Annotated in this window: 16 protein-coding genes; all 16 read left to right on the forward strand. The window is 50.8% G+C overall.

From position 1 onward, the window contains the following. The first annotated feature begins 3 nt into the window (after nt 1-3). The 16 genes from atpF to ACZ5N7_RS14975 all read left to right on the forward strand — a co-directional run bounded on the left by atpF (nt 4) and on the right by ACZ5N7_RS14975 (nt 14,340). The gene (gene atpF / locus ACZ5N7_RS14900) at nt 4-489 is read left to right on the forward strand and encodes a F0F1 ATP synthase subunit B (RefSeq protein ID WP_464655238.1); all 486 of its coding nucleotides are present in this window, start codon (nt 4-6) and stop codon (nt 487-489) included. After that, on the forward strand, nt 486-1,037 hold the full coding sequence (locus tag ACZ5N7_RS14905; RefSeq protein WP_464655240.1) for a F0F1 ATP synthase subunit delta: 552 nt from the start codon (nt 486-488) through the stop codon (nt 1,035-1,037). The genes atpF and ACZ5N7_RS14905 overlap by 4 nt, the downstream gene beginning before the upstream one ends. A 16-nt stretch (nt 1,038-1,053) precedes the next feature. Beyond that, complete coding sequence (gene atpA / locus ACZ5N7_RS14910) at nt 1,054-2,568, forward strand: F0F1 ATP synthase subunit alpha (protein WP_464655241.1); 1,515 nt, start codon at nt 1,054-1,056, stop codon at nt 2,566-2,568. Nucleotides 2,569-2,796: 228 nt separating this feature from the next. Then, nucleotides 2,797-3,660 (forward strand): ATP synthase F1 subunit gamma, encoded by an 864-nt coding sequence (atpG, locus tag ACZ5N7_RS14915; RefSeq protein WP_464655243.1) that lies wholly within the window; start codon nt 2,797-2,799, stop codon nt 3,658-3,660. 68 nt (nt 3,661-3,728) lie between these two features. Next, complete coding sequence (atpD, locus tag ACZ5N7_RS14920; RefSeq protein ID WP_464655245.1) at nt 3,729-5,135, forward strand: F0F1 ATP synthase subunit beta; 1,407 nt, start codon at nt 3,729-3,731, stop codon at nt 5,133-5,135. A gap of 129 nt (nt 5,136-5,264) precedes the next feature. Continuing rightward, nucleotides 5,265-5,666 (forward strand): F0F1 ATP synthase subunit epsilon, encoded by a 402-nt coding sequence (locus tag ACZ5N7_RS14925; RefSeq protein ID WP_464655247.1) that lies wholly within the window; start codon nt 5,265-5,267, stop codon nt 5,664-5,666. A gap of 179 nt (nt 5,667-5,845) precedes the next feature. Continuing rightward, nucleotides 5,846-6,211, forward strand: coding sequence for an NADH-quinone oxidoreductase subunit A (locus ACZ5N7_RS14930; protein WP_464655249.1), 366 nt, complete (start codon nt 5,846-5,848; stop codon nt 6,209-6,211). Then, complete coding sequence (locus tag ACZ5N7_RS14935) at nt 6,196-6,714, forward strand: NuoB/complex I 20 kDa subunit family protein (protein ID WP_464655251.1); 519 nt, start codon at nt 6,196-6,198, stop codon at nt 6,712-6,714. The genes ACZ5N7_RS14930 and ACZ5N7_RS14935 overlap by 16 nt, the downstream gene beginning before the upstream one ends. Continuing rightward, complete coding sequence (locus ACZ5N7_RS14940) at nt 6,711-7,352, forward strand: NADH-quinone oxidoreductase subunit C (protein ID WP_464655253.1); 642 nt, start codon at nt 6,711-6,713, stop codon at nt 7,350-7,352. The genes ACZ5N7_RS14935 and ACZ5N7_RS14940 overlap by 4 nt, the downstream gene beginning before the upstream one ends. Nucleotides 7,353-7,356: 4 nt before the next feature. Continuing rightward, nucleotides 7,357-8,457 (forward strand): NADH-quinone oxidoreductase subunit D, encoded by a 1,101-nt coding sequence (locus ACZ5N7_RS14945; RefSeq protein ID WP_464655255.1) that lies wholly within the window; start codon nt 7,357-7,359, stop codon nt 8,455-8,457. Then, nucleotides 8,457-9,464, forward strand: coding sequence for an NADH-quinone oxidoreductase subunit NuoH (gene nuoH, locus ACZ5N7_RS14950; RefSeq protein ID WP_464655256.1), 1,008 nt, complete (start codon nt 8,457-8,459; stop codon nt 9,462-9,464). The genes ACZ5N7_RS14945 and nuoH overlap by 1 nt, the downstream gene beginning before the upstream one ends. 28 nt (nt 9,465-9,492) lie before the next feature. Then, nucleotides 9,493-9,942, forward strand: coding sequence for an NADH-quinone oxidoreductase subunit NuoI (gene nuoI / locus ACZ5N7_RS14955; RefSeq protein WP_464655257.1), 450 nt, complete (start codon nt 9,493-9,495; stop codon nt 9,940-9,942). Nucleotides 9,943-9,944: 2 nt separating this feature from the next. Next, nucleotides 9,945-10,469: an NADH-quinone oxidoreductase subunit J gene (locus tag ACZ5N7_RS14960; RefSeq protein WP_464655259.1), complete on the forward strand. Its 525-nt coding sequence runs from the start codon at nt 9,945-9,947 to the stop codon at nt 10,467-10,469. Nucleotides 10,470-10,471: 2 nt separating this feature from the next. Further along, the gene (gene nuoK, locus ACZ5N7_RS14965) at nt 10,472-10,783 is read left to right on the forward strand and encodes an NADH-quinone oxidoreductase subunit NuoK (protein ID WP_464655261.1); all 312 of its coding nucleotides are present in this window, start codon (nt 10,472-10,474) and stop codon (nt 10,781-10,783) included. A gap of 55 nt (nt 10,784-10,838) precedes the next feature. Continuing rightward, nucleotides 10,839-12,713, forward strand: a complete 1,875-nt coding sequence (gene nuoL / locus ACZ5N7_RS14970; protein ID WP_464655263.1) for an NADH-quinone oxidoreductase subunit L — start codon at nt 10,839-10,841, stop codon at nt 12,711-12,713. Between the two features lies 1 nt (nt 12,714). After that, nucleotides 12,715-14,340 (forward strand): complex I subunit 4 family protein, encoded by a 1,626-nt coding sequence (locus ACZ5N7_RS14975; protein ID WP_464655265.1) that lies wholly within the window; start codon nt 12,715-12,717, stop codon nt 14,338-14,340.

Consider the following 14,340-nt stretch of genomic DNA (forward strand, 5'->3'; position numbering starts at 1 on the left):
TAGATGCATTTTGTATTTTCAAGCTTCATTTTTGCATTAGTTGCGTTTGGGATTTTATATTTCCTGTTACAAAAATACGCTTTCGGTCCTTTGTTCGGCATTATGGAGAAGCGTCAGCAATTTATTGCGGATCAAATCAAGAGCGCGGAGAGCAGCCGTCAGCAGTCGGAACAGTTCCTGGCCGAGCAGAAGCAGGCGATTCAGGATGCCCGCAAAGAAGCGTACGAAATTATCGAGCGCGCGAAGCTGACCAGCACCAAGCAGGCGGACGATATTGTTGAGCAGGCCAAGGCGGAAGCGGTGCGATTGAAAGAAGAAGCGGTCCGCGACATCGAAAGCGAGAAGAATAAAGCGGTAGCCGCTCTGCGCAGTGAAGTCAGCGCCATGTCCGTATTGATCGCTTCCAAAATTATCGAGAAGCAGATCGATGAAAAGTCACAGGCCGAGCTCGTTAACCATTACCTGAAAGTGGTAGGAGGCAACGTATGAGCCGTGACATCATCGTAGCCAAGAGATACGCCAGAGCGTTATTCGAAACCGCCAAGGAGCAGCAGGCTATCGCCAAAGTGGAAGAAGAGCTTGCCTTTGCGGTGAATTTGCTCACACAGAACGATGATCTGCACAAACTGATCGAGCTTCCCAATGTCCCGGTATCGACGAAGCAGGACATTGTCAAAAAGCTGCTGGAAGGCCAAACTTCTCCGGTGGTGTTGAACTCCGTCCTGCTTTTGATCGAAAGCGGAAGAGAATCGCTGCTTAAGAATATGCTTCAAAGCTATGTGGCCATTGCCAATGAAGCGCTGGGCCAGGCCGAAGCAACCGTATATACTCCGTACCCCTTGTCGGAAAGCGATGCCGGTAAGGTAGCGGAGAAGTTCAGTAAATTGACCGGCAAAACGATCCGTGTGAACAACGTGATCGACCAAAGCTTAATCGGAGGCATGCAGGTACGCATCGGCGACCGTATATATGACGGAAGCTTGTCCGGCAAACTGCAGCGCTTGTCCAAATCTTTGCAAGAAACTCAAGTTTTATAGATAGGGGTGAGGTTCGTTGAGTATCAGACCTGAAGAAATTAGCACTCTCATTAAACAGCAGATTGAACGTTTTGAGACGGAGTTTAAAGTAGATGACGTTGGTACTGTAATTCAAGTCGGTGACGGTATTGCCCGCGCCCATGGATTAGAGAACGCTATGGCCGGCGAATTGTTGGAATTCTCCAATGGTGTAATGGGCATGGCGCTTAACCTCGAAGAAAATAACATCGGTATCGTTATTCTTGGACCTTACACGGATATTGTCGAAGGCGACCAGGTCAAACGTACTGGCCGTATTATGGAAGTACCGGTCGGCGAAGCTTTGCTTGGCCGTGTAGTTAACCCTCTGGGACAACCTTTGGACGGTAAAGGACCGATTGCGACCACCGCATTCCGCCCGATCGAGTCGCCGGCTCCAGGCGTCATGGCTCGTAAATCCGTACATGAGCCTATGCAGACCGGTATCAAGGCGATCGATTCCATGGTGCCGATCGGCCGCGGACAGCGCGAGCTTATTATCGGTGACCGCCAAACAGGTAAAACAGCCATTGCCATCGATACGATCATTAATCAAAAAGGCAACGGCGTAAAATGTATTTATGTAGCTATCGGACAAAAACAATCCACAGTGGCAGGCGTTGTGGAAACTCTTCGCCGCAACGGCGCTTTGGATTACACTATCGTCGTTACAGCGAGTGCTTCCGAACCGGCTCCGCTGCTGTATCTGGCTCCATACGCAGGCTGCGCTATGGGTGAGTACTTCATGTACAAAGGCGAGCACGTGCTTGTTATCTATGATGACTTGTCCAAGCAAGCCGCTGCATACCGCGAGCTTTCCTTGCTGCTTAGACGCCCTCCGGGCCGCGAGGCTTATCCCGGGGACGTATTCTATCTGCATTCCCGTTTGCTGGAGCGCGCTGCCAAATTGAACGATGAGCTTGGCGGAGGTTCTTTAACCGCGTTGCCGTTCATTGAAACACAAGCATCCGACGTTTCGGCTTATATTCCTACGAACGTAATTTCGATTACCGACGGACAGATCTTCCTGGAGTCCGACTTGTTCTACTCCGGTCAGCGTCCTGCGGTTAACGTAGGTATCTCCGTATCCCGTGTAGGTGGCTCCGCTCAAATCAAAGCGATGAAGAAGGTTGCCGGCACACTGCGTCTGGACCTTGCGCAATACCGTGAGCTCGCTGCGTTCGCCCAGTTCGGATCCGATTTGGACAAATCGACCCAAGCCCGTCTGAACCGCGGTATTCGTACGCTGGAAATTTTGAAGCAGGGCGTGAACCAACCGCTGCCGGTTGAAAAGCAGGTTATCTCCATCTACACGGCGACAAAAGGTTACCTGGACGAAGTTCCGGTTGCTGACGTTAGCCGTTTTGAGAGAGAGTTCCTGGCGTTCATCGATACGACCCACCCTGAAATTCTGGCTTCCATCCGCGACACCAAGGATTTGAAAGAGGACAACGAAAATGCTCTAAAGCAAGCGATCGAGAACTTCAGAAAAGGCTTCGCAACGTCCGTTTGACAGATAGGCGGGAGCGGTACGGCTCGTCGGGCTGTCCGCTGCCACTCCTGTATTTCGGCTTGCCCCTCAGTAGGCTTGGTAAAACTTGCGAAGTCAGGTTAAATGGGCCAAGGAACTGCTCTCACGGTGAGCGGCGTAACACTTTCGAAGTAAGTGGCTTACAGTCAACTCAGTAACGCTTTCGAAGTTAGCTCGCCTTCGGGTAGAGCTCTAAGGTGGTGAAACAATATGGCAAAAGGTATGCGCGAAATTAAGCGCCAGATCAAAAGCATTCAAAATACAAGGCAGATCACCAAAGCAATGGAAATGATCGCCGCTTCCAACCTCAAGAAGGCCCAGAGGAACGCAGAAGCTTCCCGCCCTTACGCGGACAAGCTGAAGGAAGTGATCGGGTCGATCGCAGCGGGATCGAAGGGGATAAAGCATCCTATGCTTCAATCCAGAGACATTAAACGGACAGGCTACCTCGTGATTACATCGGACCGCGGGCTCGCAGGCGGTTATAACGCCAACGTGCTGCGTAAGGTGATGAACACCATCAGGGATAAGCATAAATCCCCGGATGAATACACTATCTTCGTCATTGGACGTAAGGGAAGAGACTTCTTCAAAAGACGCAATATCGCTATCGTTGAAGAAGTGACCGGACTTTCCGATGCTCCGAAATTCGCCGATATCAAGAATATTGCCGCTTCGGCAGTACGTCTTTTCGAAGAAGGCCAATATGACGAGTTGTACCTTGTCTATAACCAGTTTGTCAATGCCATTACTCAGGTTCCGGTTGAGAAGAGGCTGCTTCCACTCGATGACGTTTCCGGAAGTTCAACCGCAGCGAGCTATGAATATGAACCTTCGGCTGAGGGAGTTCTTGAAGTGCTTCTGCCGAAATATGCGGAAACATTGATTTTTAGCGCCGTATTGGAAAGTAAAGCGAGCGAATTCGGTGCTAAGATGACCGCGATGGGCTCCGCAACGAAGAACGCAAGCAAGATGATTTCCAGCTATACCTTGATCTACAACCGTGCCCGCCAGGCAGCGATTACTCAAGAAATTACCGAGATCGTTGCAGGTGCGAACGCGGCGCAGGGCTAGTTTGGCTATCGATTGATTATATGCTTATGAAGAAAGTTTGCTTACGCAAACTCTTAGGAGGGAAAAAGATGAACAAAGGACGCGTTGTGGTTATTTCAGGCCCGGTTGTCGACATTGAGTTCGAACGTGGACAGCTGCCTGATATTATGAACGCTATTAAAATTCAAAGACAAGCACAAGCGGCAGGCGACGTCGACATCAACCTGACCGTTGAAGTAGCCTTGCATTTGGGAGATAATGTGGTTCGCTGCGTTGCGATGTCGTCTACAGACGGATTGGTACGCGGAATGGAGGCAGTCGATACAGGCGCTCCGATCAGCGTGCCGGTAGGTGCGGCAACTTTGGGCCGTGTGTTCAACGTTTTGGGAGATCCGATCGATAATAACGGCGAAGTGGATCGTACCTTGACAAGCAAAATCCACAAAGAAGCTCCAAGCTATGACGAGTTGTCCACTCAAGCGGAGATGCTTGAAACGGGCATTAAAGTTATTGATCTTCTTGCTCCATATACGAAGGGCGGTAAAATCGGTCTGTTCGGCGGTGCCGGTGTAGGTAAAACGGTAACGATCCAGGAACTGATCAACAACATCGCCCAGGAACATGGCGGTATTTCCGTATTCGCGGGCGTAGGGGAAAGAACCCGTGAAGGAAATGACCTTTACCATGAGATGAAAGATTCCGGCGTTATCAGTAAAACCGCGATGGTCTTCGGCCAGATGAACGAGCCTCCGGGTGCGCGTCTGCGCGTTGCTCTGTCCGGCTTGACAATGGCCGAGTATTTCCGCGACGAAGAAGGCAGAGACGTTCTGCTCTTTATCGATAACATCTTCCGCTTCACCCAAGCCGGTTCCGAGGTTTCTGCGCTGTTAGGCCGTATGCCTTCCGCGGTAGGTTATCAGCCGACTTTGGCAACTGAAATGGGCCAGCTGCAAGAGCGCATTACCTCTACGAAGAAAGGCTCCGTTACTTCAATTCAGGCGATTTACGTTCCTGCGGACGATTACACGGATCCGGCTCCTGCAACAGCATTTGCTCACTTGGATGCGACAACCAACCTGGAGCGTAAAATTTCCGAGATGGGTATCTTCCCGGCGGTTGACCCGCTCGCGTCTTCTTCAAGAATTCTGGCTCCAGAAATCGTCGGCCAAGAGCATTACGATGTAGCTCAGGGTGTGAAAAGAATTCTTCAGCGCTACAAAGAGCTGCAGGATATTATCGCGATCCTGGGAATGGACGAATTGTCCGATGAAGACAAATTGCTGGTACAGCGCGCAAGAAAGATTCAAATCTTCTTGTCCCAACCGTTCCACGTTGCGGAACCATTTACCGGCCTTAAGGGAAAATATGTTCCGGTTAAAGAAACTGTTCGTTCATTCAAAGAAATTCTTGAAGGCAAGCATGACAACCTTCCGGAAGGCGCGTTCCGTTATGTAGGAACCATCGAAGAAGCGATCGAGCAAGCGAAAAATATGTAATTTGGCTTAGCCGCCCGGATTAATCAGGATCCGGGCGCAAGCTTATCACGCTTATGGCTTTGCCCTGCAAAGCTCTGTGAATGCTTACGAAGTCAGCTTTGCTCCGCAAAGCTCTTAGGAGGTATCAAGGTGAGTAAATTCCTGCTGGAAGTTGTAACTCCTGAACGGAAGGTATACGCCGAAGAGGCGGATATGATTATCGCCAAGGGTGTAGAGGGCGATCTGGGTATTCTTCCACAACATATACCTCTGGTGACACCTTTGAAAATTGGGCCTCTTGTCATTAAGAAAAGCGACGGTGACGAGCATATGGCCGTCAACGGCGGTTTTATGGAAGTGCGCAAGGACAAAGTTGTCATTCTGGCTGAGAGCGCCGAATTGCCCGGAGAGATAGATGTTGAACGCGCTCGCGCAGCTAAGGAACGAGCTGAAAAACGCTTGTTGGGCAAAGATGAGTACGAGCATCGCCGTGCCGAATTGGCTTTGCAGCGAGCGATTAACCGTCTTAACGTTCATGAAAATAGAAAGTGATGGGGAAGACTGCTACCGGTTAGCAGTCTTTTTTTTTGTTTTTTCCGAGCTTTCAAATGAATATAAAATAGAATTGGTGGAAATTGTTAGACACCTTTTTTTTCATTTGCTATAATTTAAAGATACCATTACCCAGTTTTATACAATCGGATGAATTGTACGGAGGCGATGCGGTTTCTATGTACACCAACAATTATGTCATCGTAGCTATCTTTATCGTGCTGGGGATTCTGCTCCCTATCGCAGCACTCACCATGGGCCGTCTGCTGCGCCCCAGCAAGCCCGTGGAAGAGAAGTACACCACGTATGAAAGCGGAAACGAACCAGTAGGGGAAAGCCATGTCCGGTTTAATATCCGCTATTATCTGTTTGCGTTAATGTTTGTTATTTTTGATGTGGAAACCGTTTTCTTATACCCATGGGCCGTAGCTTTCAAGAAGCTTGGCTTATTTGCGTTAGTGGAGATGTTCATTTTTATCGCCTTATTGTTAGTGGGATTACTATACGCCTGGAAGAAGAAGGTGCTGCAATGGACTTCAATCTAGAAAACATTTCGCCTGAAGAAAGACAGGAACTGGACCGCAATGTGTTTATGACTACTCTGGATCAGCTGAAGGCATGGGCACGCAGCAACTCTTTATGGCCGCTCACATTCGGGCTGGCGTGCTGCGCGATTGAAATGATGGGAACGGGCGCTTCACATTATGATCTAGACCGCTTCGGGGTCATCTTCCGGACATCGCCGAGACAGTCGGATGTCATGATCGTCGCCGGCACGGTGACCAAGAAGATGGCTCCTCTTCTGCGCCGTTTGTACGAGCAGATGCCCGAGCCCAAATGGGTTATAGCCATGGGTTCCTGTGCAACTGCAGGAGGGCCTTACGTTAAATCTTATGCCGTTGTAAAAGGTGTGGACCAAGTGGTGCCTGTCGACGTTTACATACCGGGCTGTCCGCCTAATCCGGCTGCTTTGATCTATGGGATCAATAAGCTGCAGGAGAAAATCCGCTACGAAGCGAGGACCGGGAAGCAGGTGACGAATCGATGACCGATGAGAACACGCCTCCGGATAATCAGGAGCAGCCAAGTGGGCCTGTGGATGACGAGAAAGAAGCCAAGCGTAAAGCGGCTGCCGAAGCCCGGGCGGCAAGAGCAAGCGCCAGAGCTGCCAAAACGGATGCGGAGAGCGATACGCCCAAGGCTCCTTCCCCCAAGCAGCCCATTTTGGATCGGCTGGTCGGGATCATTAAAGAGAACGTCGGTGCCTCCACTGTGGAGCAAGCTTTTATCAATGAGCGGGACGGACACCTTCCCTATGTGGTTATACAGAAGGAATTTTGGCTGGAAACGGCTAGACTGCTGCTGTCCCACCCGGAGCTGAAAATGAACTACCTGCGCAATGTATCGGGCACAGACCAGGAAACTCATCTGGAGGTGGCTTATCATATGCTGTCTTTGGAGACCAAGCAGGATTACTGCTTTAAAGTGAAGACGGAGCGCGAAGCGGCGGCGATTCCTTCCGTGACCCCGGTGTGGCCTACAGCCAATTGGAATGAACGGGAAATATACGATCTGCTGGGAATCCATTTCCACGGGCATCCGGATCTAAGGCGCATCATGATGCCCGACGACTGGGTAGGCCACCCGCTGCGCAAAGATTACGAACCGTTTGATCCGGAGGTGTGACAGTTTGATACGGACGGAAGAACTTTTACTAAATGTAGGGCCTCAGCATCCAAGTACGCACGGAGTATTTCGGATCATTGTGAAGCTGGACGGAGAGATGATCACCGAGGCCACGCCGGTTATGGGTTATTTGCACCGGGGAACGGAAAAGCTGGCGGAAAACCTCACTTATACGCAGATCATTCCTTATACCGACCGGATGGACTATGTCTCCGCCATGACCAACAATTACGTGCTGGTTCATGCCGTGGAAAAGCTGATGGGACTGGAGATACCGGAGCGCGCAGAGTTTCTTAGACTGATAGTGATGGAGCTTCAGCGGGTCGCATCCCATCTGGTATGGTGGGGCACTTACCTGCTGGATATTGGGGCGATGAGCCCGTTCCTGTTTGCTTTTCGCGACCGGGAAATAATCATCGATTTGTTCAATGAACTGTGTGGAGCCCGTCTGACTTACAATTACATGCGAGTAGGCGGAGTAAAGTGGGATGCTCCCGAGGGCTGGATCGAAAAGGTACGGCAATTCATTCCTTATATGAAAGATAAGCTGGATGAGTATGACCGGCTGGTGAGCGGGAATGAAATTTTTCTGGCACGGATTAAAGGCGTCGGCCGTTATGACGCGGATACCGCGATCGCATACGGGTTAAGCGGAGCCAACTTAAGGTGTACCGGAGTGAACTGGGACCTGCGTAAAGACCAGCCTTACTGCATATACGACCGATTCGAATTCGATACGGTGGTCAGAGGCGGCGGGGACTGCTATGACCGTTACCTTGTCCGGTTGGGGGAAATCCGGCAGTCGCTGCGGATTCTGGAACAGGCAGTGGAGCAGTTCCCTGAGGAGGGCGAAATTATGGGGAAAGTGCCCAGAGTGGTACGTCCTCCCGAAGGCGAAGTATATGCGAGAATTGAATCCCCGCGAGGAGAAATCGGCTGCTATATCGTATCCAAAGGCAAGGATAAGCCATACCGTCTGAAATTCAGACGCCCGTCGTTTGTGAATTTGCAGATTCTCCCCAAACTGCTGGGGGGGCAGAGCATGACGAACCTGATCACCATCCTGGGAGGAATCGATATTGTCGTTGGGGAGGTCGACTGCTGATGGCCAATCTGCTGAATCAGGGTTTTACATGGACGCATTTTCTCATATTTGCCTTCTGGGGCGTCGTTATGCTGTTAATTGTGCTCGGGTTCGTCACTTATGCGATTTATTTCGAACGCAAGGTGATCGGCTGGATGCAGTTCCGCATCGGACCGAACAGGGTGGGACCGTTAGGTTTGCTGCAATCGGTGGCAGACGTGCTCAAGCTGCTGCTTAAAGAGGATACAATACCGGCCAAAGCGGACAGGGAACTGTTCATCCTGGCGCCCATCATCACCTTTGTTCCCGCGTTCGTCGTACTTGCTACGATTCCTTTCACGTACAGCCTGTACAACGCGGATCTGAATGTCGGTCTGCTGTATTATGTGGCTTTATCCGGAATCTCTACGATAGGGATAGTGTTGGGCGGATGGGCATCGAATAATAAATATTCCCTGCTAGGAGGAATGCGCTCCGCCGCCCAGATGATCTCGTATGAAATTCCGCTTGTGTTATCCGTTATCGGCGTTATTATGACAAGCAGCAGTTTAAGTTTGAGGGAGATTGTTATCGCACAGGAAGGCGGATTCTGGCATTGGAACTTCCTGCCCCAGATTATCGGGTTTGTCGTGTTCATCATTGCAGCTATCTCCGAGCTGAACCGCACGCCTTTCGACCTTCCCGAGGCGGAATCCGAGCTGGTAGCGGGCTATCACGTGGAATACAGCGGCTTCCGGTTCGCTTTTTTCATGCTGGCCGAGTATGTGTACGTTTTTGCGATCGCGTCTTTAACTACGGTGCTGTTCCTGGGCGGCTGGCATGCTCCTTTTGCCTTCCTGAGCTGGGTTCCGGGCCTCATCTGGTTTGTGCTGAAATTCTCCGCCGTCGTCTTCTTCCTGTTCTGGCTTCGGGCGACCATGCCCAGGATCCGGGTGGATCAGCTGATGAGCTTCGGATGGAAGGTGTTGCTGCCGTTGTCGCTGCTCAATATTTTCATTACCGCTGTCTACATTCAGTTTTTATCATAAAGCCTGAAGAGCAAGGGGGGATTATCGAATGAAGGGGATCGTAAAAGGACTCGGGGTAACGCTGAAGAGTATGACCCAAAAAAAAGTTACGTACAATTACCCTGACGTGCCGCTCGATATGCCGGACCGCTTCCGCGGAATACAGTATTTTGACCCGGAAAAGTGCATCGTCTGCAACCAGTGTGTGAGAATTTGTCCGACCGAATGCATCACATTGACAGGAAAGGCCAACCCGGATCCCGAGAAAAAGGTAAAGGTCATCGACACGTACGATATCAATTTCGAAATTTGCATTCTGTGCGACTTATGTACGGAGGTATGCCCTACGGAAGCGATCGTGATGACGAACAATTTTGAGCTGAGCGCGTACAGCCGGGATGAACTATTCAAAAACATGCAGTGGTTGAATGAAAATAACACCAACGTGCGACAGGAGAACAACAACTCCGCGCTGCCCGTCAAAGGAGGGGCGAAATAGATATGTTTGGGAATGGGGCTGCGTTTTTTTCAAGCGGGAGCAACATCGCATTCTTCATTTTCGCTTTTTTGGCCATTGGCGGCGCGATTTATATGATCAGTTTTACAAAAGTTGTGCATATGGTGATGGCTTTATCGCTGACTTTCATCAGCCTGGCCGGGCTTTATGTTATTCTGAACGCGGAGTTCATCGCTTTTGTCCAAGTGTTGATTTATTCGGGCGCAATTACGATCCTGATGATCTTCGGTATCATGATGACCAGGCATCAAGGGGAGGAACAGAAGCCTAAGCGGCCTGCGCACAATATTTTGACAGCGGTAGGGGCCTTGGGGCTGCTCGGGATACTGTTCTATGCGATTCAAAAATCGAGCCTCCCTTCAGGCGAATATGTACCAGTCGAGAAGAATACGATGGAAATCGGGCAGAGGCTGTTCAACGAATACGCGATTCCTTTTGAGATTATGTCGGTGCTGCTGACGGTTGCTTTTATAGGAGCCATCGTTATAGCCAAAAGAGAGGAGGAATAAGCTTGGTTGCTACAGCTACGCCATACTTGACCTTGGGAGCGATTCTTTTCTGTATCGGGCTTTACGGTGCTCTGACCAAGAAAAATGCGGTAATTGTGCTATTATCCATAGAGTTAATGCTGAACGCGGTAAACTTGAATTTGATCGCCTTCTCCAAGTTCGGAGTCAGGCCTTCCCTTACGGGACAAATTTTCTCTCTGTTTACCATCTCGGTTGCGGCGGCGGAAGCAGCGGTTGGAATCGCTATACTGATAGCGCTCTACCGCAATAAAGGCACTGCGGATGTGAATGAGATGGACTCCATGAAGCGGTAAGTCTTCAGGTTGCCGGAACGGACGAATTGCAATATGAAGGAGGATCAGACAATCCATGGTACCGGATTATTCAACCTATGTGTGGCTCATTCCGCTGTTTCCGCTGGCTGCTTTCCTGGCGCTCGTCGCTTTCGGACGCTCGTCCAGAGGCCTGGGGCCCGGCATCAGTGCAGCGGCTGCCGCGCTTTCGTTTCTTCTTTCCGCAGCGGTTTTTGCCGCACGCACCGGAGAAAGGGCCGCTAATTATACTTGGAACCAAATCGACTGGATAAAAGCAGGGAATTATACGCTGCATATAGGTTACGAAGTGACGAATTTGAACGCGCTAATGCTGCTGATCGTCACTCTAGTCGCGCTTGCGGTCAATATTTATTCCGTTGGTTACATGAAGGATGATCCAAGGATCACGGTGTTTTTTTCTTACATTTCGCTGTTTACTTTTTCGATGCTGGGTCTAGTCATATCGGAAAATTTGCTTGAATTGTACATATTTTGGGAGCTCGTGGGCGTTTGCTCCTTCCTGCTCGTAGGATTCTGGTTCACCAAGCCGGAAGCGAGGGCGGCCGCCAAGAAGGCATTCATCGTCACCCGCATAGGGGACGTGGGCTTATTCCTCGGGATCCTCTTATTGTTCTGGGTCATGCCTGACCATGCTCTGGACTTCAATTCCATCCATAATGCGGTGACCGGGGGCAAAATTCCAGGTGAGACCCTCACTTGGGTCGCGATTCTTATTTTCATCGGAGCTGTGGGCAAATCGGGCCAATTCCCTCTGCACACCTGGCTGCCCGATGCGATGGAAGGCCCCACGCCAATCTCCGCTCTGATTCATGCCGCTACGATGGTCGCTGCGGGGGTTTACCTGGTAGCCCGGACTTACGATATTTTCGCAGCGTCTCCGGATGCCCTTCTCATTGTTGCCTGTATCGGCGGTTTTACCGCTATTTTCGCGGCTACCATCGGTACGGCCCAGAACGATATTAAACGGATCCTGGCTTATTCCACGGTTTCCCAGCTGGGCTATATGATGATGGCGCTCGGACTAGGTACGGAAGCGGGTTATACGGCGGGTATTTTCCATTTGTTTACTCATGCGTTCTTCAAGGCATTATTATTCTTGGGAGCGGGCAGCGTCATTCACGCGGTACATACTCAGGACATTCATGAAATGGGCGGACTGGCAGGCAGTATGAAGATCACGACATGGACGTTTGCCATCGGTGCGCTGGCGTTGTCCGGTATTTTCCCTTTTGCGGGATTTTGGTCCAAGGATTCGATTCTCGCTGCAGCGTATCATCAACATATGGGGTTATTCCTGATCGGATTGGTTGCGGCATTTTTCACCGCCTTCTATATGTCGCGGCTGTTCTTTCTCGTCTTTCTCGGCAGGCCCCGATTTAAAAGTGAAGCTCATGAATCCCCGGCCTCCATGTCGGTGCCGCTGGTCGTCCTGGCTGTGCTGGCGGTTCTAGCCGGTTTCGTGTTCACTCCTTTCAATCCATGGCTCGGGTCCTGGCTGACCGGGAAAACGGTCCATGAAGAGGCAAACATTGCCGTCATGCTGTTGTCCAATATTGCAGGTGTGGCGGGAATCGGTTTGGGTTGGTTGATGTACGGCAAGAAGTCGGTTCCTGCAGATTTGGTCTCCGGCCCTGCGCCCGGTTTGTACCGGATCGTACACCACAAATATTATATCGATGAACTGTATCAGGCTGTTATTGTTAAACCGCTGCAGGCTGTCGGCTCTTTTTTCAACTGGTTCGACAAGTGGATCATCGACGGTTTAGTGCGTTTGTCGATCCTTTCCACCGTGGGGCTGGGCAAAGTCGGCATCCGGGTGCAGAACGGCCAGGTCCAGACCTATGGCCTTGTTACTCTGCTGGGGTTAATCGTATTGATGCTCGCTCTGGCCGGAAGGAGGTTCATCTAGGATGGACAGACACTTGCTTTCTCTAGTCGCGTTTATTCCTTTTATCGGAATGCTGCTGCTCCTTTTCCTGCCCAAGGAAAAAGGAAGACTGCTGAGAAATGTGACCATAGGCGTATCGATCCTTCCGCTAATCCTAAGCGCATGGATTTATACCGATTTCAATATGAACCTGGAAGGCATGCAGTACAGAGAGAAGTTCGACTGGATTAATATCCCGCTCAACAAGGAGCCCCTGAACCAGGACTTGACTTCCTTTTTCCTGCAAATTAAGTATCATCTTGCTTTGGATGGATTGTCCTTGCCGCTCGTCTTGCTCACCGGACTGGTTTCGGTTATGGCGGCCTTTGCCTCAATTCATATCAAAAAGAGATGGAAAACGTTCTACACTATGTTTTTGCTGCTCCAGACCGGAATGTACGGTGTGTTTATGGCGCAGGACCTGGTGCTGTTCTTCCTGTTCTTCGAAGTTACGCTGGTCCCGATGTTCTTCCTGATCGGAATCTGGGGCTACAAAGACAGGGAAAGGGCCGCGAACCGGTTCCTGATCTATAACGGGCTGGGCTCCGCTATTATGCTTATAGTCTTCCTCATCCTCATTAGTACGGCCGGGATCGTGCAGCAGGATAAGGCCGGGGGCTTCACCGTTTTCTACACCTCCGACTGGCAGATCATGATGGATAACTTGCTGCAAAAAGCGGACAGCTTCGTCAATCAAGCAAGTCCGGACGGTTCCAACCCATTCTACTTGAGCGGAACGGCCAGAGGGATCCTCTTCCTTCTGCTGCTCGCCGCTTTCGGAATCAAGCTTCCGATCTTCCCTTTTCACACGTGGATGCTCAAGGTACATACGGAAGCGCCGCCCTCGATCGTGATGATTCACTCGGGTATCCTGCTGAAGATGGGAGCCTATGGGTTGATCAAATTCGGCGTGCTGATGTTTCCGGAGCAGGTTAGGCAGTGGGCTTGGCTGTTGGCCGTCCTGGGTGTGATCAATATTCTGTACGGTGCCGTATTGGCTTTTGTGCAAAATGAGTTCAAGCTCATGTTGGCCTACTCCAGTATTTCGCATATGGGCATTGTTCTTATAGGAATCGCCGCTTTAAATCCGGTCGGCCTGGAGGGCGCCATGGTGCAGCTTGTCTCCCATGGACTTATCTCCGCTCTGCTGTTCCTGCTTGTAGGCAGCATATATGAGAGGACACAGACGACTAGGCTCGATCAGCTGGGCGGGCTGTCAAGCTCTATTCCGTTTATGAGCGGAATTTTGTTGGTAGCCGGTATGGCTTCGCTGGGACTTCCCGGTTTGTCGGGGTTCGTGGGCGAATTCCTTTCGTTCCTCGGGCTGTTCCAGAAAGCCAAAATCACCGCTGCGATTGCAGCGCTCGGAATTATTCTGACTGCAGTTTACATGCTTCGCGGAGTAATGGGAATTACGTTCGGCCCCATGGCCGCCTCGTACCAATCGATTAAGGACGCAAGGCTGATGGAGGCTATCCCAATGATCGTGCTGGTTGCATTTATCTTCCTATTGGGCGTATATCCTCAGGCGCTCACAGGGATCATGCAGCAGACCGTGAGCAGCTTTGACCATATCATTCAAACCATGCCCGCGAAGATAGGAGGTTAG

It is taken from the genome of Paenibacillus sp. JCM 18996, assembly GCF_055392555.1.

Bases quoted from the DNA above. Each gene is read 5' to 3' on its own strand.
- nuoI (WP_464655257.1), top strand. From the start codon at position 9,493: ATGAAGGGGATCGTAAAAGGACTCGGGGTAACGCTGAAGAGTATGACC.
- ACZ5N7_RS14930 (WP_464655249.1), top strand. From the start codon at position 5,846: ATGTACACCAACAATTATGTCATCGTAGCTATCTTTATCGTGCTGGGG.
- atpG (WP_464655243.1), top strand. From the start codon at position 2,797: ATGGCAAAAGGTATGCGCGAAATTAAGCGCCAGATCAAAAGCATTCAA.
- ACZ5N7_RS14935 (WP_464655251.1), top strand. From the start codon at position 6,196: ATGGACTTCAATCTAGAAAACATTTCGCCTGAAGAAAGACAGGAACTG.
- ACZ5N7_RS14905 (WP_464655240.1), top strand. From the start codon at position 486: ATGAGCCGTGACATCATCGTAGCCAAGAGATACGCCAGAGCGTTATTC.
- atpF (WP_464655238.1), top strand. From the start codon at position 4: ATGCATTTTGTATTTTCAAGCTTCATTTTTGCATTAGTTGCGTTTGGG.
- ACZ5N7_RS14940 (WP_464655253.1), top strand. From the start codon at position 6,711: ATGACCGATGAGAACACGCCTCCGGATAATCAGGAGCAGCCAAGTGGG.
- atpD (WP_464655245.1), top strand. From the start codon at position 3,729: ATGAACAAAGGACGCGTTGTGGTTATTTCAGGCCCGGTTGTCGACATT.
- nuoL (WP_464655263.1), top strand. From the start codon at position 10,839: ATGGTACCGGATTATTCAACCTATGTGTGGCTCATTCCGCTGTTTCCG.
- nuoH (WP_464655256.1), top strand. From the start codon at position 8,457: ATGGCCAATCTGCTGAATCAGGGTTTTACATGGACGCATTTTCTCATA.
- ACZ5N7_RS14960 (WP_464655259.1), top strand. From the start codon at position 9,945: ATGTTTGGGAATGGGGCTGCGTTTTTTTCAAGCGGGAGCAACATCGCA.
- ACZ5N7_RS14975 (WP_464655265.1), top strand. From the start codon at position 12,715: ATGGACAGACACTTGCTTTCTCTAGTCGCGTTTATTCCTTTTATCGGA.